The 16,258-nt window shown below is 63.4% G+C and carries 19 protein-coding genes; 7 read left to right on the top strand and 12 right to left on the bottom strand.

The genetic code is table 11. The features are described 5' to 3' along the window. Nucleotides 1-81 precede the first annotated feature (81 nt). Nucleotides 82-831 (bottom strand): tRNA pseudouridine(38-40) synthase TruA, encoded by a 750-nt coding sequence (truA, locus tag JY451_00410; GenBank protein QZH75141.1) that lies wholly within the window; start codon nucleotides 829-831, stop codon nucleotides 82-84. A 121-nt stretch (nucleotides 832-952) separates the two neighbouring features. Beyond that, complete coding sequence (locus JY451_00405; protein QZH75140.1) at nucleotides 953-1,858, bottom strand: methionyl-tRNA formyltransferase; 906 nt, start codon at nucleotides 1,856-1,858, stop codon at nucleotides 953-955. A gap of 44 nt (nucleotides 1,859-1,902) precedes the next feature. Here JY451_00405 and recR point away from each other — a divergent pair, with 44 nt between their 5' ends. Next, entirely contained in the window at nucleotides 1,903-2,499 is a 597-nt protein-coding gene (recR, locus tag JY451_00400; protein ID QZH75139.1) for a recombination protein RecR, read from the top strand. 54 nt (nucleotides 2,500-2,553) lie between these two features. Beyond that, nucleotides 2,554-3,120: a peptide deformylase gene (locus JY451_00395; protein QZH75138.1), complete on the top strand. Its 567-nt coding sequence runs from the start codon at nucleotides 2,554-2,556 to the stop codon at nucleotides 3,118-3,120. Between the two features lie 9 nt (nucleotides 3,121-3,129). Here the strand turns inward: JY451_00395 and JY451_00390 are convergent, their stop codons facing one another. After that, nucleotides 3,130-3,534 (bottom strand): four-helix bundle copper-binding protein, encoded by a 405-nt coding sequence (locus JY451_00390; GenBank protein QZH75137.1) that lies wholly within the window; start codon nucleotides 3,532-3,534, stop codon nucleotides 3,130-3,132. 105 nt (nucleotides 3,535-3,639) lie between these two features. On the opposite strand from JY451_00390, the gene JY451_00385 reads away from it, so the two are divergent. Then, on the top strand, nucleotides 3,640-4,005 hold the full coding sequence (locus tag JY451_00385) for a DUF1622 domain-containing protein (protein QZH76469.1): 366 nt from the start codon (nucleotides 3,640-3,642) through the stop codon (nucleotides 4,003-4,005). 94 nt (nucleotides 4,006-4,099) lie between these two features. Here the strand turns inward: JY451_00385 and JY451_00380 are convergent, their stop codons facing one another. Then, a complete protein-coding gene (locus JY451_00380; GenBank protein ID QZH75136.1) occupies nucleotides 4,100-5,761 on the bottom strand; it encodes a formate--tetrahydrofolate ligase in 1,662 nt (553 codons plus the stop codon). Nucleotides 5,762-5,977: 216 nt separating this feature from the next. Here JY451_00380 and rmuC point away from each other — a divergent pair, with 216 nt between their 5' ends. Together rmuC and JY451_00370 are read left to right on the top strand one after the other, a co-directional pair. Beyond that, nucleotides 5,978-7,420: a DNA recombination protein RmuC gene (gene rmuC, locus JY451_00375; GenBank protein ID QZH75135.1), complete on the top strand. Its 1,443-nt coding sequence runs from the start codon at nucleotides 5,978-5,980 to the stop codon at nucleotides 7,418-7,420. Beyond that, nucleotides 7,417-8,151, top strand: a complete 735-nt coding sequence (locus JY451_00370; protein QZH75134.1) for a hypothetical protein — start codon at nucleotides 7,417-7,419, stop codon at nucleotides 8,149-8,151. The genes rmuC and JY451_00370 overlap by 4 nt, the downstream gene beginning before the upstream one ends. On the opposite strand, the gene JY451_00365 is transcribed toward JY451_00370, so the two are convergent. The 8 genes from JY451_00365 to JY451_00330 all read right to left on the bottom strand — a co-directional run bounded on the left by JY451_00365 (nucleotide 8,148) and on the right by JY451_00330 (nucleotide 13,957). Further along, nucleotides 8,148-8,558: an META domain-containing protein gene (locus JY451_00365; GenBank protein QZH75133.1), complete on the bottom strand. Its 411-nt coding sequence runs from the start codon at nucleotides 8,556-8,558 to the stop codon at nucleotides 8,148-8,150. The two genes, JY451_00370 and JY451_00365, sit on opposite strands and share 4 nt — an antisense overlap. 42 nt (nucleotides 8,559-8,600) lie before the next feature. Beyond that, nucleotides 8,601-9,413 carry an RNA methyltransferase gene (locus tag JY451_00360; protein ID QZH75132.1) on the bottom strand — a complete coding sequence of 271 codons (813 nt, stop codon included), beginning with the start codon at nucleotides 9,411-9,413 and terminating at the stop codon, nucleotides 8,601-8,603. Nucleotides 9,414-9,449: 36 nt separating this feature from the next. After that, nucleotides 9,450-9,725 carry an HPr family phosphocarrier protein gene (locus JY451_00355; protein ID QZH75131.1) on the bottom strand — a complete coding sequence of 92 codons (276 nt, stop codon included), beginning with the start codon at nucleotides 9,723-9,725 and terminating at the stop codon, nucleotides 9,450-9,452. A 16-nt stretch (nucleotides 9,726-9,741) separates the two neighbouring features. Further along, nucleotides 9,742-10,146 carry a PTS sugar transporter subunit IIA gene (locus tag JY451_00350; protein ID QZH75130.1) on the bottom strand — a complete coding sequence of 135 codons (405 nt, stop codon included), beginning with the start codon at nucleotides 10,144-10,146 and terminating at the stop codon, nucleotides 9,742-9,744. Nucleotides 10,147-10,204: 58 nt separating this feature from the next. Beyond that, nucleotides 10,205-11,113, bottom strand: coding sequence for an RNase adapter RapZ (gene rapZ / locus JY451_00345; GenBank protein QZH75129.1), 909 nt, complete (start codon nucleotides 11,111-11,113; stop codon nucleotides 10,205-10,207). 45 nt (nucleotides 11,114-11,158) lie between these two features. After that, complete coding sequence (locus JY451_00340; GenBank protein ID QZH76468.1) at nucleotides 11,159-11,554, bottom strand: HPr kinase/phosphatase C-terminal domain-containing protein; 396 nt, start codon at nucleotides 11,552-11,554, stop codon at nucleotides 11,159-11,161. Between the two features lie 62 nt (nucleotides 11,555-11,616). Next, a complete protein-coding gene (locus JY451_00335) occupies nucleotides 11,617-13,173 on the bottom strand; it encodes a sensor N-terminal transmembrane domain-containing protein (protein ID QZH75128.1) in 1,557 nt (518 codons plus the stop codon). Then, complete coding sequence (locus JY451_00330; GenBank protein QZH75127.1) at nucleotides 13,166-13,957, bottom strand: response regulator transcription factor; 792 nt, start codon at nucleotides 13,955-13,957, stop codon at nucleotides 13,166-13,168. The genes JY451_00335 and JY451_00330 overlap by 8 nt, the downstream gene beginning before the upstream one ends. 227 nt (nucleotides 13,958-14,184) lie before the next feature. On the opposite strand from JY451_00330, the gene JY451_00325 reads away from it, so the two are divergent. Further along, the gene (locus JY451_00325; protein QZH75126.1) at nucleotides 14,185-15,807 is read left to right on the top strand and encodes a phosphoenolpyruvate carboxykinase; all 1,623 of its coding nucleotides are present in this window, start codon (nucleotides 14,185-14,187) and stop codon (nucleotides 15,805-15,807) included. Between the two features lie 128 nt (nucleotides 15,808-15,935). Continuing rightward, nucleotides 15,936-16,256, top strand: a complete 321-nt coding sequence (locus tag JY451_00320; GenBank protein QZH75125.1) for a hypothetical protein — start codon at nucleotides 15,936-15,938, stop codon at nucleotides 16,254-16,256. Nucleotides 16,257-16,258 lie beyond the last annotated feature (2 nt).

Genomic DNA, 16,258 nt, shown 5'->3' with positions numbered 1-16,258 from the left:
ATCCAGTCCCGAGGCCGGATCGAATGCGCAACGGCAGGACTGGATTGCCGCGTCGCTGCGCTCCTCGCAATGACGAAATGGCTAGGTTTCGTCTGGATACAAGGCGGCGACGAAATACAAACCCTCCGGCGGGGCATTCAGACCGAGCGCTGCGCGATCCTTCGCCGCCAGCGCCTCGGCCACCTGCTCGACGCGCCATTGCCCCAGTCCGACCATCGCCAGCGTGCCGACCATCGAGCGGACCTGGTGATGGAGGAAACTGCGCGCCGCCGCGCGGACAATCACCGCATCGCCTTCACGGCTGACATCGAGCCGGTCGAGCGTCTTGAGCGGACTGGCTGACTGGCAATGGGCCGAGCGGAAGGTGGTGAAATCGTGCAGCCCGACAAGCGATTGCGCGGCCTCATGCATGGCGGCGGCGTGTAGCGGGCGGGCAACGTGCCAGGCGCGGCCTTTCTCCAGCGTCAGCGGCGCGCGGCGGTTGCGGATGCGGTATTCATAGCTGCGCCCGATGCAGGAAAAGCGCGCGTGCCAGTCGTCGGGTTTCACTTCGCAGTGGGTGATCGCGATGGGGGCAGGGCGCAGGTGCGCGTTCAGCGCCTCGTGCAGCCGGACCGGATCGAACGGCTTTTCGACCTCCACATGGCTGCGCATCGCCAGCGCGTGGACCCCGCTATCGGTGCGCCCGGCGCTGTGGAGCGTGACCTGCTCGCCGGTGACGCGCTGCGCTGCTTCCTCGATGGCCTGCTGCACCGATGGGCCGCTGGTCTGTCGTTGCAGGCCGACAAAGGGGCCGCCATCGAATTCTATGGTGAGGGCGAAGCGGGTCATTCCCCAAGCTCGTCATTGCGAGCGAAGCGAAGCAATCCAGTCCCGCCGCTGTGATATGCCGCCAAGGTCGGGACTGGATTGCCGCGTCGCCTGCGGCTCCTCGCAATGACGAAGGGGGTGGTCATTGGATTTGACTCCCAATCTCGACAGGCCGACCGCGCAGGAAATCCTCCAGGGCCATTGTCGGCTTTCCCGCACGTTGCAGTGTCACCGGGCGCAGCGCAGCTTCACCGCAAGCAATCGTGAACTGAGAATCCACCACCATTCCGGGTTCGCCGCCAGCCTGCACCAGTTCCGCCCGCAGTAGTTTGATGCGCTCGCCGTCGAGTTCCAGCCAGCTTCCGGGGAAGGGCGAAAAGGCGCGCACCTCGCGCTCCAGAATCGTCGCATCTTTGCCGAAATCCAGCCGCGCCTCCGCCTTGTCGATCTTCGGCGCATAGGTGGCAAGGGCCGGGTCCTGCGGCACGGGGGGCAGTTGCAGCAGTTGCGCGAGCGCCTGGACCATCAATTCCGCGCCTATCAGCGCCAGTTCGTCATGCAGTTCGCCGGTGGTCTTGCGGTCAATCGGTGTTGCCCGCTTCAGCAACATCGGCCCGGTATCGAGCCCCGCTTCCATCCGCATGATGGTGATCCCGGTTTCGTCATCGCCCGCCTGCACCGCGCGGTGGATCGGAGCCGCCCCGCGCCAGCGCGGCAGCAGCGAGCCGTGGACGTTGAGGCAGCCGTGCTTCGGCGCGTCGAGTATGGCTTGCGGCAGCAGCAGCCCGTAGGCGGCGACCACCGCGACATCGGCGTCGAGCGCTGCAAATTCAGCCTGTTGCTCGGCACTCTTCAGGCTGACCGGGTGCCGCACCGGAATTCCCAGCGCCTCCGCCCGTGCCTGTACCGGCGAAGGCCGCTCGTGCTTTCCGCGCCCCGAACGGCTCGGCGGCTGGCTGTAGACCGCCACCACCTCGTGCCCCGCCATGACCAGCGCATCGAGCGTCGGCACGGCAAAGTCCGGGGTACCCATGAACACGATGCGCAAAGTCTGCCTTCCTATAAGCCGCCCACGGCCCTATCTGCGGGGGGATGGCATCGCAAGAGATCGAACACCTCGCCGCTGCGCTCGCGCGCCTTCCCGGCCTCGGCCCGAGGTCTGCGCGAAGGGCTGTGCTGTGGCTTGTCAAGCACCGGGAAACCGCGTTGAAACAGGTGCTCGATGCGCTGGTGGCGGTGCAGGACAAGCTGGTCGAATGCACCACCTGCGGCAATGTCGATACGCAGAACCCGTGCGCGATCTGCGCCGATCCGCGCCGCGATGCCAAGGGACTGTGCGTGGTGGAGGACGTGGCCGACCTCTGGGCGCTAGACCGCGCGCGGCTGTTCACCGGGCGCTACCACGTACTCGGCGGTCGGCTCTCGGCGCTCGACGGCGTGCGTCCCGAAGACCTCGCCATCGATTCGCTGATCGGCCGGGTGGAAGCGGGCGGGGTGGACGAAGTGGTGCTGGCGATGAACGCCACTCTGGAGGGCCAGACCACAGCACACTACATCGCCGAACGGCTCGAAGGCCTGCCGGTGCGGGTGACGCAACTGGCGCACGGCCTGCCGGTGGGAGGGGAGCTGGATTACCTCGATGAGGGGACGCTGGCGCAGGCGCTCAGGGCGCGGCGGCCCGTACAGTAATTCTGAAAAGGGGACTCACTTGAGATTCGGCAGTGTGGGCACTAGATGACCCGCATGGCTATTCGCGAAATCCTGGAAGCGCCCGACCCGCGCCTGAAAATCGTCTCGTCTCCCGTCGAAACCTTCGACGCGGGGCTGAAAGCGCTCGTCGATGACATGTTCGAAACGATGTACGCCGCGCGCGGCATCGGCCTCGCTGCCATCCAGGTGGGCGAACCGCTGCGGTTGCTGGTAATCGACCTGCAGGAAGACGATCCCGATGCCGAGCCGGTCCCCTGCGACCATGACGGTCACCAGCACACCCACCAGCCGGTCAAGAACGACCCGCGGGTGTTCGTGAACCCCGAAATCCTCGATCCTTCGGCGGACAAGGGCACCTATCAGGAAGGCTGCCTCTCGGTCCCCGACATCTACGCCGATGTCGAACGCCCGGCGCGCTGCCGGGTGCGCTGGCAGGATCTCGACGGCAAGCCGCACGAGGAAGAGATGACCGGAATGATGGCAGTGTGCATCCAGCACGAGATGGACCACCTCAACGGCATCCTGTTCATCGATCACCTCAGCCGCTTGAAGCGGTCGATGGCGCTGAAGAAGCTGGCCAAGGCGCGGCTAGTCGCCTGATCCACTTTATTAGCTAACGGCCTCTTCAACCATCCCGTCGAGCGCCTTCACGCAGTCTTCCATGCATTCGCGGCACATCTGCTCGCAGCGACGGCAGTGCGCATTGTCATGCTTCGCGCATTCCTCGGCGCAGACCTTGCAGGCGATGATGCAGGCTTTCAAAAGCGCCTTGATAACGACCGTATTGCCGCCGGTGCGTCGCGCCGCAACGGTGCTAACGGCCTGACAGACATCCGCACAGTCCATGCATTTCCGGATGCAGTCGGACATGTCGCCATCTTCGGCATTGCAGGCGTCGGCACACGAATTGCAGATCGCCGCGCAATACATCGCGTGCTTCACCGCCTGCCCCAGTTCTTCGTTGAAATCGTTACCCACCTGCGGGTGCTCGCGGATCATTTCCTTGATCGACATGGGATAAGTCCTCCTTTTCAAAGGTAGCGACTGATGGCGGGCTTTCGTTCCCCGGAACATCCCGCGCCCGACGCGGGTTGTCGCTATATGTTGTCCGAAGCGCTCATGCTGAACCTCGCCGGGACCATTGCCCAGCTTTTCGAACTAGCCGGGATCGCGGTCATCGTGGCAGGCACGCTGTTCGCGTTCGGGCAGCTGGCAATGCACCTGCACGGCCTGCCTCGTCAGGACCGTACCCGCAGCGATGTGGTCAGCGCGTTTCGCAAAGCGCTGGGCCGTGCCATTCTGGTCGGGCTAGAGCTTCTTGTCGCTGGAGACATCATCCGGACAGTCGCGGTGGAGCCGACGATGAGCAGCGTACTCGTTCTAGGCCTGATCGTGATTATCCGGACATTCCTGTCCTTCAGTCTCGAAGTGGAGATCAACGGGCGATGGCCGTGGCAGCAGGCTGCGGAGAAGCGATCGGAGTAGTTCGAGGCGCTTTTCGCACCTGTGCCCCCGCGCAGGCGGGGGCCTAAGGCGATCCAGCAAGAGGTCCCCGCCTTCGCGGGGACTCAGGAAGTGATCAGAACAGCCCCTCGATCTGGCCGTTATCATCCAGATAGATATTCTCCGCGCTCGGCACCTTGGGCAGGCCGGGCATGGTCATGATCCCGCCGCACACTGCCACCACAAAGCCCGCGCCTGCGCTCAAGCGCACTTCGGCCACCTCGACGGTGTGATCGACCGGCGCGCCCATCTGCGTGGGATCGGTGCTGAACGAATATTGCGTTTTCGCCATGCACACCGGGAAGTTGCCATATCCCATCTGCTCCCACTGCTTGAGCTGCGAGCGGATCGCGGGGGAAATGCTCACTTCGCCCGCACGGTAGATTTCGGTGGCGACGGTGGTGATCTTGTCCGCCAGCGGCATGGCATCGGGATAGAGCTGATTAAAGTCCGGAGCTCCCGCATCAGCCTTGGCCGAAACGATCCGCGCCAGTTCTTCCGCGCCCGCACCGCCATCGGCCCAGTGTTTGCAGACCACCGCTTCGGCGCCGAATTCCGCGGCCATTTCCTGGATCACGGCGAGCTCTTCCTCGGTATCGAGATAGAAGTGGTTGATCGCCACCGTGGGAGTGACGCCGAACTTCTTGAGGTTCTCGATATGCCGGCGCAGGTTCACCGAGCCCGCGCGGACCGCATCGGGATTGGCGCCCGCCAGTTCGGCCTTGGACACGCCGCCGTTCATCTTGAGTGCGCGCACGGTGGCGACGATCACGATGGCATCGGGCTTCATGCCCGCGAGGCGGCACTTGATGTCCATGAACTTTTCTGCGCCGAGATCGGCACCGAAGCCCGCCTCGGTCACAACGTAGTCGGCCATTTTCAGCGCGGTCTTGGTGGCGATCACCGAGTTGCAGCCGTGGGCGATGTTGGCGAAGGGGCCGCCGTGAAGGAAGGCGGGGCGGTTCTCCAGCGTCTGCACCAGGTTGGGCAGGATCGCATCCTTGAGCAGCACCGTCATCGCGCTGTCGGCCTTGATGTCGCGGCAGTAGACGGGGCTCTTGTCGCGCTTGTAGCCGATGATGATATCGCCCATCCGCTTCTGCAAATCCTTGAGATCGCTGGCAAGGCACAAGATCGCCATGATTTCCGAAGCAACGGTGATGTCGAAACCGGACTCGCGCGGGAAGCCGTTGGCGACCCCACCGAGCGGGCCGACGATCTGCCGCAGCGCGCGATCATTCATGTCGATCACCCGCTTCCAGGTGACGCGGCGCAGATCGATATCGTGCGGATTTCCCCAGTAGATCGAATTGTCGATCATTGCGGAAAGCAGGTTGTGCGCAGAGGTGATGGCGTGGAAATCGCCGGTGAAGTGGAGGTTGATCTCGTCCATCGGCATGACCTGCGACTTGCCGCCGCCCGCGCCGCCGCCCTTCATGCCGAAGCAAGGGCCGAGCGAAGGCTCGCGCAGGCACAGCATCGCCTTCTTGCCGATCCGGTGCAGCGCATCGCTGAGGCCGACCGAGGTGGTGGTCTTGCCTTCGCCCGCCGGAGTGGGATTGATCGCGGTGACGAGGATCAGCTTGCCGTCGGGATTGTTCGGCAGCAGCGAGGTATCGACCTTGGCCTTGAACTTGCCGTAAGGAATCAGCGCATCGTCGGGGATGCCCGCGTTCTTCGCGACTTCGGTGATCGGGATCAGGGTGGCCTGACGGGCAATCTCGATATCGGTGGGCATGGGCGGTCCTCTCTTGTGTGGCGCGAATCCGGGCCGTTAGACGGCCCTGTTGTCAGCCTTATTTCACAAACCCGAAAAATTCGCAATTCTGAATTGTATGTGGTGCATACGATTTGTGGTTGGGTTGGGGATGAGCGGGGCAAGTGGGTTGCGCTGGTCTGCGAGGGGCGATAGGTTCACTTTTCGTTCTTCCATTCCCCGATTGAGAGCTGCTGCATGGACCCCGTTTACATCGTCATTCTTGTCGGCGTGGCGCTCGTCGCAGGCGGGGTGGGCTACTGGCTCGGCGGCAAGCCGGTAGGCGAGTGGAAGGAACGCTTCGCCACCCGCGATGCCGAGGCGCGCGAAACAGATGAAAGATTCCGGCGGGCGATTGTTGAATTAGAAGGGGCCACTGTTCGCGCGGCCAATGCCGATGTTCTTGCGGGCCAACTGGAGACGGTACGGGCGGAGCGGGAGGCATTGTCCGCCCGCCTTGCCACGCTGGAAGCCGATGCCGCCAACCACGACCGCCAGATTGCGCTGATGAAGGAAGCGCGCGAGGAATTGCTCACCCAGTTCCGCGCGGCGGGCAGCGAGGTGTTGGCCAAGGCGCAGGAGAAATTCACTGCCGATGCCGCCGAACGGCTGGGCCATGCCGAAAAGGCGAGCAAGGAAGCGGTGGCGGGCCTGCTCAAGCCGGTGACCGACCGCTTGCAGCAGTACGAATTGCAGGTCGGCCAGCTCGAACGCCAGCGCAGCGATGCCTTCGCCGCGCTGCACCAGCAGATCGAAACGATGCGGCTGGGGCAGGAGGAAGTGCGCCGCGAGGCGCAGCGGCTGGGCAATTCGCTCACCAACGCGCCCAAGGCGCGCGGCCGCTGGGGGGAGCGGGCCTTGCAGAACCTGCTCGAACAGTGCGGCCTGGCACAGCACACCGATTTCCATCTCGAACAGTCGATGGATACCGACGACGGACGGCTGCGCCCCGATGCCATCGTCAATGTGCCGGGGCAGAAGAAGCTGGTGATCGATTCCAAGGTCTCGCTCAACGCCTACCAGGCCGCGTTCGAGGCCGATGACGAGGAGGAGCGCGCGCGGCACATGAAGCTGCACGCCAAGTCGATGCGCAACCACGTGCAGGTGCTCGGCGCGAAAAGCTACCAGAGCCAGTTCGAGGAAGCGCCCGATTACGTGGTGATGTTCGTGCCGGGCGAGCATTTCGTCGCCGCCGCGCTGGAGGCCGACCCGACGCTGTGGGATTTCGCTTTCGACAATCGGGTGCTGCTGGCCACGCCGACGAACCTTGTCGCCATCGCCCGCACCGTGGCGCAGGTCTGGCGGCAGGACGCGCTGGCGACCGAGGCGAAGGAAATCGGGCGGATGGGGGCGGAACTGTACGACCGGCTGCGTGCGGCCTCGGAGCATTTGAAGCGCATGGGCGGCGGGCTGGAATCGGCGGTCAACAATTATAACAAGTTCGTCGGCAGCTTCGAGCGCAACGTGCTTTCCTCCGCGCGCCGGATGCAAGAAAAGGGCATCGAGATCGGCAAGCGCGCGATCGAGGACGTTCCGCTTATCGAAGGCGCGCCGCGTTATACTGCTGCCGACTTGACGGATGAACCACAATCCATTCTTCTCTCGCCCGAAGAGGGAAGAGAGGAACCCGCCGAGACATGAAGATTGCCCGCCTTGTCTTCGCTGGGCTGACGCTTGCCGGTCTTGTCGCCTGCGATCGTTCCGAAGCGCCGGCCCAGAAGATCGAGCGGGTGGCCGAACAGGCAATCTCCGGGTCGGAGAGCGAAAGCCTGCCGCAGCAGGCGCGCGGACCATTCGCGCCGCGCGACGAATGTGGGGAATTGCCCGGTGGGCAGGTCTTTCTCGGCGAATTGCGCACCGCCATTGCCCGCCGCGATGCCGAAGCGCTGGTGGCGCTGACGGCGGACGACGTGAAGCTCGATTTCGGTGGCGGGGCAGGGCACGCGTTGCTGCGCGAGCGCTTGACTGACGAAGAATACCGCCTGTGGGACGAATTGGCCGAGGTAGTCCCGCTCGGTTGCGCGCCCGGCGGTCAGGCGCGGATGACCATGCCGTGGTATTTCGAACAGGACACTGGCATTGACGCGACCGAGGCGCTGATTGTCACTGCCGAGGAAGTGCCGCTGCTCGCCGCGCCTCAAGCCGATGGCGAGGTCCTTGCCAGGCTGTCGTGGGATGCTGTTGCATTCGATTACGGTCGCGAACCAGCGCCCAACGGTTTCACCGCAGTGGACTGGAATGACCCCCAAGCCGACGATCCGGTGGAAGGCTTTGTTGAGACAAACAAGCTGCGCTCGTTGCTCGATTACCGCGTCGTCGCGCTCCGCAGGAACGATCGCTGGCGGATCGTCAGCATTATCGCCGGGGATTAGCGACCTACTGCGGGGCGCATAGCTTCAAGACTGTGGCTTGTGCCCCTCAGAGTCAGCATCTCGCCCAGGAAGGACATTTCGGCTCCGCCTTCCAGCAACGCAGACAAGGCGCGCTCCTGCTCCATCCGCCCTTCGCAATACATTCGTGTCGCTACCAGCGGTCCGGAGATCACGCGATCGCCTTCGATCCGATAGTCGCCCGCAAGCCGGTTGCACCCGGCGGTCGCGGAGACGCGGCCATCGGCGAAAGACAGCTGCGCACCGTCGGCGGCAGCGATGCCGTCGATGCTGCGGATCGACCATTGACCGGGGGTCATGGCCAGCCGGTCGACGGCAGGTCCTCCGCCGGTGGTGGTGCAAGCGGCGGCTGCCAAAGCCAAGGCGAGAAGGGGAGCGGTGCGGATCATGCTCCGAATATATCAGCCCGCAAGCCACTGCGCCAAGCCGATTCAGCGTGCTGGCGAGCCTTCGAGCGCTGACAGCACCTCGTACCCCAGCACCGCCGCCGCCACCGCCGCGTTGAGGCTGTCTGCGCGGCCCTTCATCGGCATCGTAACGCGCAGGTCGCAGGCAGCCTCATATTCTTCCGGCAAGCCGCGCGACTCATTTCCGACAAGCACGAAGCAGGGCGCGGAATAAGGCGCGTCGCGATAAGGCACGGCATCGCGCAAACTCGCCGCCACCAACTGTCCCGCTCCGCCCCTAAGCCACAGCAGGAACTCGCTCCACGGCGCGCGGGCAATCTTCTGCGTGAACACCGCGCCCATGCTCGCGCGCACCGCTTCGACCGAGAAGGGATCGGCGCAATCGTCGATCAGGATCAGCCCGCCCGCGCCAATCGCGTCGCCGGTGCGCAGCATCGTGCCGAGGTTGCCCGGATCGCGCAAGGCCTGCGCCACCAGCCAGATCGGCGCAGCACTGCGATCCAGCCCCGGCAACGAGGTGTCGAATTCATCGAACACCCCCACGACGCCCTGCGGATTGTCCTTTCCGGTGATCTTGGAAAGGATGTCGGGCGAAGTCTCGATCACTTCGCCGCCCGCGCCATCCACCGCCGCTTCCAGTGTCGCCAGCAGCGGATGTGGATCGCGCATGTCGGCCATCACCAGTATTTTCGGCACCCGGCCGCTTTCCAGCGCATCGGTGAGCAGCCGCAACCCTTCTGCAAGGAACATTCGCTCGGCGCGGCGGTGCTTCTTGTCGCGCAAGGAGCGCAGGAGCTTCACTGTCGGGTTGGAAAAGCCGGTGATCGTGCGGCGCATGTTCAATTCCCGCTCATCCTGGGCTTGCCGAAGGGCCTAATCTTCGCCGAAACCGGATTCGACCAGCGCCACCAGTTCCGCGAGCCGCGCTTCGGCTTGCTCACCTTCGGCGTGCACCGTGACGGTGTCGCCCTTGGCTGCGCCCAGCATCATCAGCCCGAGGATCGACGTGCCTCCTGCCTCATGCCCGTCTTTTGCGACAACGATCTTCGTACCCGCCATTTCCGCCGCCGCGCCCACGAACTTGGCGCTTGCGCGCGCGTGAAGGCCGCGCTTGTTGACAATCAGGACTTCCCGGCTGTGCCCGCTCATTCTTCCAACACCTGCTTCAGGCAGTCTGACCGAGGAATTCGGAAGCGATAGTGATGTAATTGCGTCCGGCCTTGCGCGCAGCTTCGGCTGCATTTCCAAGGGACATCTCCTTGCGCGCGCCTGCCAGCCGGATCAACATCGGCAGGTTGATCCCGGCTATTACTTCGGTCTCGCCCGGCTTGAGCAGTGAAATGGCAAGATTGGACGGGGTGCCGCCGAACAGATCGGTCAGCATGATCGCACCCGCACCGCTGTCCACCCGCGCAATCGCTTCGGCAATGTCGCTGCGACGCTGCTCCATATCATCGTTCGGGCCGATGCAGATGGTGGCGACATCATCCTGCTTGCCCACGACATGTTCCATCGCGGCAACGAATTCCTCGGCCAGACGACCGTGGGTGACGAGAATGATACCGATCATCGGAAAAGCGGGCGCTCCGGGCGGGAAAGCGAGTGGTTTATAGGGGAAGAACAGGCGATCACTGCTGTTTCGAGCCTTCTACAAGTTCCGCTGCGCGCGATCCCAGATTGCGGTGCAAGACCGTGGGCGAAAACCCGCCGTCGCGCAAGACCTGGGCCATCTTCTCTGCGGTATAGACGCTGCGGTGTCTCCCCCCGGTACACCCGAAAGCGATGTTGACGTAGGCCTTGCCCTGCTCGGCATAGCGCGGAAGCAGCTCGAGAAGGAGCGATCGGATCTTGTCGAAGGTGGAGGCGAAAACTGCGTTCGCTTCGATGAATTCGCCAACTGGCGCATCGAGCCCGGTTTGTTCGCGAAGGTCTGCATGCCAATGGGGATTATCGAGGAAACGCATGTCGAACACCAGGTCGGCAGTCGGCGGGGTGCCGCGCGAGAAACCGAAGCTGGATACGGTGACGGTCATTTCTCGCGGTGCCGTCTGCGCAAACTGCTCGCGTATGGATTGCTTGAGACTGTTGGTTGTGAAGTCGGTCGTATCTACCAGAACGTCCGCCCAGCGGCGAAGGGGAGCGAGCAATTCCCGCTCCGCTGCGATGCCCGAAGAAACCGGCTGATCCTGCGCAAGGAAATGGCGCCGCCTCGTCTCGTTAAACCGACGCTCCAGCTCATGCCCTGCACAATCGAGGAACAGCGTGGTGATGTGTATCTGGTCTTCTTCCACCCAGCACTTCACCTGCTCGATTATGTCCGAAGGCACGAAACCGCGGGTGCGGCAATCGAAGCCGATGGCAAGCGAGAACGGTTCGTCATCCTGCCCCACCAGCCGGTCGAGCAGGCGGACGGGGAAATTGTCGATGGCTTCCCAGCCAAGATCCTCCAGCTCGCGCAGGGCGGTGGTCTTGCCCGCGCCGAGCATGCCGGTAACCAGCAGGATGCGCTGGCGTGAAGGCTTAGGTTTCTCTCCCATCGCCCTGCGATGTGCGCCTTCATACCTCAAATGTGAAGGACTCTCTTAGGCCGGATCGAAATTCAGCCCGTGCATCTCCAGGGCTGCTTCGGCGCGCAGCGGCAGGGCGGGCGTATCGGGCCAGAGATCGACCTGGGGCACAGAAAGTCCCAGCAGCAGCACTTCCGCGTGTCCGAGCGGGAGTCTCTCGGCTTGGGAGCTAAGGTTGATGACGATGGCGACCGGTGCGCTCGTCACCGGCACTTCGAGCAGCCCGACATTACGGATCTCGATCAGCCCTTCGATGTTCGGCGGCGGCGAAGCGATTACGCGGTTCCCTTCCAGCTCGAGCACGACACCATCGTCTCCCACCAGTTCCCCGCCACGATCGAGCAGTGCCAGCGCCAGGCTGGATTTGCCGCTGCCCACATCTCCGGTGATCAGTATAGCCCGACCGCGCATCGCCACGCAGCTGACATTGGCCAGAATCTCGCTCACTCGCTTACCCCCCCCGGTATCGCACCCTATGCCGCTGGCAATTCAAGCACCAGGCATGCCCCGCCCAATGCCGATGGCGTGTTGCTCACCCGCAAAGTTCCACCATGCGCTTCTGCAATTGCGCGGCCGATGGCAAGGCCTAGCCCGCTGTGATTGCCGAAACTCTCTCCTTCGGGACGGTGCGAATGGAAGCGACGGAACACTTTTTCGCGCGAATCTTCGGGAATGCCCGGTCCCTCGTCGCACACAGTGGCGAGGACATTTCCCCCCACGCGGCCTACGGTAACCAGTACTCGACCAGCTGCGGGTGAAAAGGACACGGCATTGTCGAGCAGGTTGTCCGCCACTCGTTCCAGCCGGATCGGCACACCCATCACGGGAGCCGGATCACCCTGGCAATCCACTTCGACCACACAATCCCGGGTCTCCCCGCGCTCTCGCTTTCGTGCAACGACGTTGGCAAACAAGGCGCAGAGGTCCATCGGCTCGAAGATTGCCCGGCTGAGCTCGGCGTCAATGCGACTGGCTTCGGATATCTCGCTTACGAGCCGGTCGATCCGGCGCACGTCATGCGCGGCGACATCCACCAGTTGCGCGCGCAGTTCCGCATCTTGCACACGCTGCAGCGAATCGGTGGCGCTGCGCAGAGAGGCGAGCGGGTTCTTGATTTCGTGCGCCACATCTGCGGCGAAGGTTTCCACTGCGTCGATCCGGTGGCGCAAAGTGGCGGTCATGTCCGATACGGCGCGCGCCAGTTGCCCGATCTCATCCCCGCGCGCCTGCATCCGCGGCACTTCGATATCCCGTTCCCGCCCCAGCCGGACGCGCTGGGTGGCCGTAACAAGCCGCCGCAGCGGTTCGATGATGGTGGAGGCGAGATAGAGCGAGAGCACGATCGAAACGAACAGCGCGAGCAGGATGATCGTCATCAGGCTGGTGCGCGCATTGCGGACCGATTGAGTGATATCCACCGCGTTGCGGGTGGTGAGCAGGCTCGCACCGTTGATCCCGACCGGCGCGGCGGCGTTGATGACCGGCGTGCCATCGGGCGCACGGCGCAGTTCGATCTGGCTCAGGCCCTGCTGGCGCACGCGGGCGAGTTCAGGCCAGCTGTCGGCAATCGTGTCCACCGGTTCGACATAGGCCGGGGCCGAGGGCGCACCGACCACGAAGTTGACCGCATCGTCGGTCCAGCGGGCAAGGTCTTCGCTGAACGGCTCGGCCACCGGATCGTCGAAAACGAAGCTGGGCTTGTCGAGGACGAAGCTGTCGGCGATCAGCGCGCCATCGGCATCGTACATCCGCAGCCGCATCGACTGTTCGCGACCGATCTGGCTGAGCAGCGCTTCCTGCCGCTCTACCGTCGCCCCTGCCAGGGCCTCCGCAGTAATCTGCGCTTCGATCCGCGCCAGCTTGAAGCGTTCGTCCAGCAATTGGCGGCGGTACGAATCCAGGAAGAACAGGCTCCCGGCCAACACCAGCAGCGGCACCAGATTCACCGCCAGTATTCGTTTGGTGAGCGATTTGCCGAGGGGGAAGGGCAACCTCTCCAGCCGGCTCGGCGCGGCTGGTTCGTCAGCCATCGGTGAAGCTATAGCCCGCGCCGTAGAGCGTTTCGATGGCGCCGAAATCGGCATCGATGGCGCGGAACTTGCGTCGCAGGCGCTTGATATGCGAATCGACGGTGCGATCGTCCACGAACACGTCGTCGGGGTAGGCGGCGTCCATCAGCTGGTTGCGGCTCTTGATCACGCCGGGGCGCTGGGCGAGGGCTTCCAGCAGCAGGAACTCGGTCACCGTCAGGCTTACCAGTACTCCGCCCCAGGTCACCTGATGCCGCGCCGGGTCCATCGAGAGGCGCCCACGAACTATGAGGCCATTAGCTGACGGGTCAGTCTCGGCGGTCGACTCATGTCCTTCTTCTACTGGCGCAGCGCGGCGCAGGATCGCGCGGATACGCGCCAGTAGCAGGCGCTGGCTGAACGGCTTGGCGATGTAATCGTCCGCGCCCATGGCAAGGCCCGCCTCCTCGTCCTCTTCCTGATCCTTGCTTGTCAGGAAGATCACCGGCAGGCTGGAGGTTTCGCGCAACCGCTGGAGCAGTTCCATCCCGTCCATGCGCGGCATCTTGATGTCGAACACGGCGAGATCGGGGGGATTGGTCTGGAGTGCAGCCAGTGCCGCTTCACCGTCCGAATAGACGCGGGTAGCATAGCCTTCGGCCTGCAAGGCAATCGAAAGGGTGGTGAGGATGTTGCGATCGTCGTCAACCAGCGCGATCACCCGCTGGCTTTCGCCTGCCGGAGCATCGCCTTGCGCAGCATCATGCAGCGGGGCAGGGGGCGGGAAAGAGTCGGCTTCGTTCATCGCGCTTCGGGACTAACTTTTTCCATGAGTTTGCACAACTTTGCTGCGCATGGCGATTGGGAAAAATGGTGCGCTGCCAATGTGAACGTTAACTCGCTGTGGAGGCAACACAAGTTGTGCCTCCAAAAATTGACGCCGCAATTCTGCGACACTATGCGCAACCGCGAATCCTCGACGCATACGAATGCGTAAAACGCACAACCAGCATCTCCCGAAGGAGCAATGTCTTGTCCGCACCCCTCTCCGTTCCGCTTTCCGCGCAGGGTCTTGCCACTGGTGCCACGATCCACGCCAATCTCGGCACCGCCGCATTGGTGGAGCAGGCGCTGGTGAAGGGCGAAGGCAAGCTGACCAAGGATGGCGCGCTGCTGGTCGATACCGGCAAGTTCACCGGGCGCAGCGTGAAGGACAAGTTCATCGTCCGCGATGCCAGCACCGAAAGCACGATCAACTGGGGCGCGATCAACCAGCCGATGAGTCCGGAACACTTCGCCGCGCTCAAGGCCGACTTCCTCGCCCACCTTCAGAACCGTGATGAGCTGTACGTCGCCGACCTGTTCGGCGGCTCGCAGCCGGAATATCGCGTCAATGTGCGCGTCATCACGCAGATGGCCTGGCACAGCCTCTTCGTCCGCACCCTGCTGGTGCGTCCCTCGGCAGCGGAAGTGGCAGCGTTCGATCCGGAATACACCATCATCAACCTGCCCAGCTTCAAGGCCGACCCGGAGCGCCACGGCTGCCGCAGCGACACGGTGATCGCGGTCAATTTCGCCGAAAAGCTGATCCTGATCGGCAACACCGAATATTCCGGCGAGATGAAAAAGGGCGTGTTCGGCCTGCTCAATTACCTGCTGCCTGCACAGGGCGTGATGCCGATGCATTGCAGCGCCAATATCGGCGCCGATGGCAAGAGCGCAATCTTCTTCGGTCTGTCGGGCACCGGCAAGACCACGCTCAGCGCCGATGCCAGCCGCACCCTGATCGGCGACGACGAACACGGCTGGTCGGACCAGGCAGTGTTCAATTTCGAAGGCGGTTGCTACGCAAAGATGATCAACCTCTCGGCTGAAGGCGAGCCGGAGATATACGCGACCACCAAGATGTTCGGGACGATCCTTGAAAACGTGACAATGGACGAGGACACGCGCGAACTCGACTTCACCGACGCCAGCAAGACCGAGAACACCCGCGGCGCCTATCCGATCGAGTTCATCCCCAACACCAGCGAGAAGAACCTCGGCCCTGCTCCGTCCAATGTCATCATGCTCACCGCCGATGCCTTCGGCGTGCTCCCGCCGGTCGCGCGGCTGACTCCCGATCAGGCGATGTATTACTTCCTGTCGGGCTACACCGCGAAGGTGGCGGGCACCGAGATCGGCGTGACCGAGCCCGAAGCGACTTTCAGCACCTGTTTCGGCGCCGCCTTCATGCCTCGCCATCCCAGTGTTTACGGCAACCTGCTGAAGGAGCGCATCGCTGGCGGCGGGGCGCAGTGCTGGCTGTTCAACACCGGCTGGACCGGCGGCAAGTATGGCGTTGGCCAGCGGATGCCGATCAAGGCCACTCGCAGCTTGCTCAACGCCGTGCTCGACGGCAAGATGGATGAAGTGGAATTCCGCAAGGATCCGAATTTCGGATTCGACGTGCCGGTGCATGTGCCCGCGCTGGCCGAAGCCGGGATCGATCAGGCGGTGCTCGATCCGCGCAGAACATGGGCCGACAAGGACGCCTACGACGACACTGCGCACAAGCTGGTCGACCTGTTCGTGGAGAACTTCCGGCAGTTCGCCGACTATGTTGATGAAGGTGTGCGGCAGGCGGCACCAAGCGCTGAAGTCCAGGCAGCCTGACGCGTCGGGTTTACAAGGTTTTACGGTTGGAGAGGAGGGCCCCGCACGGTTATGCCGGAGCGGGGCCTTTAACGTGTCACCCGAAGGGCGTAGCATCAGCCTTCACGATTCACAGGGAGACTCGACCGATGAGCATTTTCGACCAGATCCTCGGCATGGCGCACGACCATCCGACAGTGAAGAACATGGCGGACAAGATCGGCATCGATCCGGCCACGGCAGAGCGTGCGATTGCCGCGCTGACCGAAGGCCACCAGGCATCGGGCGATACGCTGGATGTCGCGGCGCAAACCAGCGGGCTCGACAAGGGCGTGCTGTCGCAGGTGATGGAACATGTCGGCGGTGAAGGGTCGCTCACCTCGTTCATGCAGATTCTCGACAAGGATCATGACGGCAATCCGCTGAATGATATCGGCGGGGTGCTTGGCGGGCTGTTCGGGAAAAACTGAGC

The sequence above is a fragment of the Erythrobacter sp. genome (assembly GCA_019739335.1).
Lineage (GTDB): Bacteria > Pseudomonadota > Alphaproteobacteria > Sphingomonadales > Sphingomonadaceae > Alteraurantiacibacter.
Note: the sequence above shows the minus strand (reverse complement) of the source record. Positions and strands in the feature narration are given on the sequence as shown.

What these genes read in the sequence shown, in the direction of transcription:
- JY451_00350 (QZH75130.1), bottom strand. Translation starts at nt 10,146, where the DNA reads ATGATCGGTATCATTCTCGTCACCCACGGTCGTCTGGCCGAGGAATTC.
- JY451_00340 (QZH76468.1), bottom strand. Translation starts at nt 11,554, where the DNA reads ATGCGCGGTCGGGCTATACTGATCACCGGAGATGTGGGCAGCGGCAAA.
- rapZ (QZH75129.1), bottom strand. Translation starts at nt 11,113, where the DNA reads ATGGGAGAGAAACCTAAGCCTTCACGCCAGCGCATCCTGCTGGTTACC.
- JY451_00335 (QZH75128.1), bottom strand. Translation starts at nt 13,173, where the DNA reads ATGGCTGACGAACCAGCCGCGCCGAGCCGGCTGGAGAGGTTGCCCTTC.
- truA (QZH75141.1), bottom strand. Translation starts at nt 831, where the DNA reads ATGACCCGCTTCGCCCTCACCATAGAATTCGATGGCGGCCCCTTTGTC.
- JY451_00355 (QZH75131.1), bottom strand. Translation starts at nt 9,725, where the DNA reads ATGAGCGGGCACAGCCGGGAAGTCCTGATTGTCAACAAGCGCGGCCTT.
- JY451_00390 (QZH75137.1), bottom strand. Translation starts at nt 3,534, where the DNA reads ATGTCGATCAAGGAAATGATCCGCGAGCACCCGCAGGTGGGTAACGAT.
- JY451_00360 (QZH75132.1), bottom strand. Translation starts at nt 9,413, where the DNA reads ATGCGCCGCACGATCACCGGCTTTTCCAACCCGACAGTGAAGCTCCTG.
- JY451_00330 (QZH75127.1), bottom strand. Translation starts at nt 13,957, where the DNA reads ATGAACGAAGCCGACTCTTTCCCGCCCCCTGCCCCGCTGCATGATGCT.
- JY451_00380 (QZH75136.1), bottom strand. Translation starts at nt 5,761, where the DNA reads ATGCCCACCGATATCGAGATTGCCCGTCAGGCCACCCTGATCCCGATC.
- recR (QZH75139.1), top strand. Translation starts at nt 1,903, where the DNA reads ATGGCATCGCAAGAGATCGAACACCTCGCCGCTGCGCTCGCGCGCCTT.
- rmuC (QZH75135.1), top strand. Translation starts at nt 5,978, where the DNA reads ATGGACCCCGTTTACATCGTCATTCTTGTCGGCGTGGCGCTCGTCGCA.
- JY451_00370 (QZH75134.1), top strand. Translation starts at nt 7,417, where the DNA reads ATGAAGATTGCCCGCCTTGTCTTCGCTGGGCTGACGCTTGCCGGTCTT.
- JY451_00385 (QZH76469.1), top strand. Translation starts at nt 3,640, where the DNA reads ATGCTGAACCTCGCCGGGACCATTGCCCAGCTTTTCGAACTAGCCGGG.
- JY451_00320 (QZH75125.1), top strand. Translation starts at nt 15,936, where the DNA reads ATGAGCATTTTCGACCAGATCCTCGGCATGGCGCACGACCATCCGACA.
- JY451_00395 (QZH75138.1), top strand. Translation starts at nt 2,554, where the DNA reads ATGGCTATTCGCGAAATCCTGGAAGCGCCCGACCCGCGCCTGAAAATC.
- JY451_00365 (QZH75133.1), bottom strand. Translation starts at nt 8,558, where the DNA reads ATGATCCGCACCGCTCCCCTTCTCGCCTTGGCTTTGGCAGCCGCCGCT.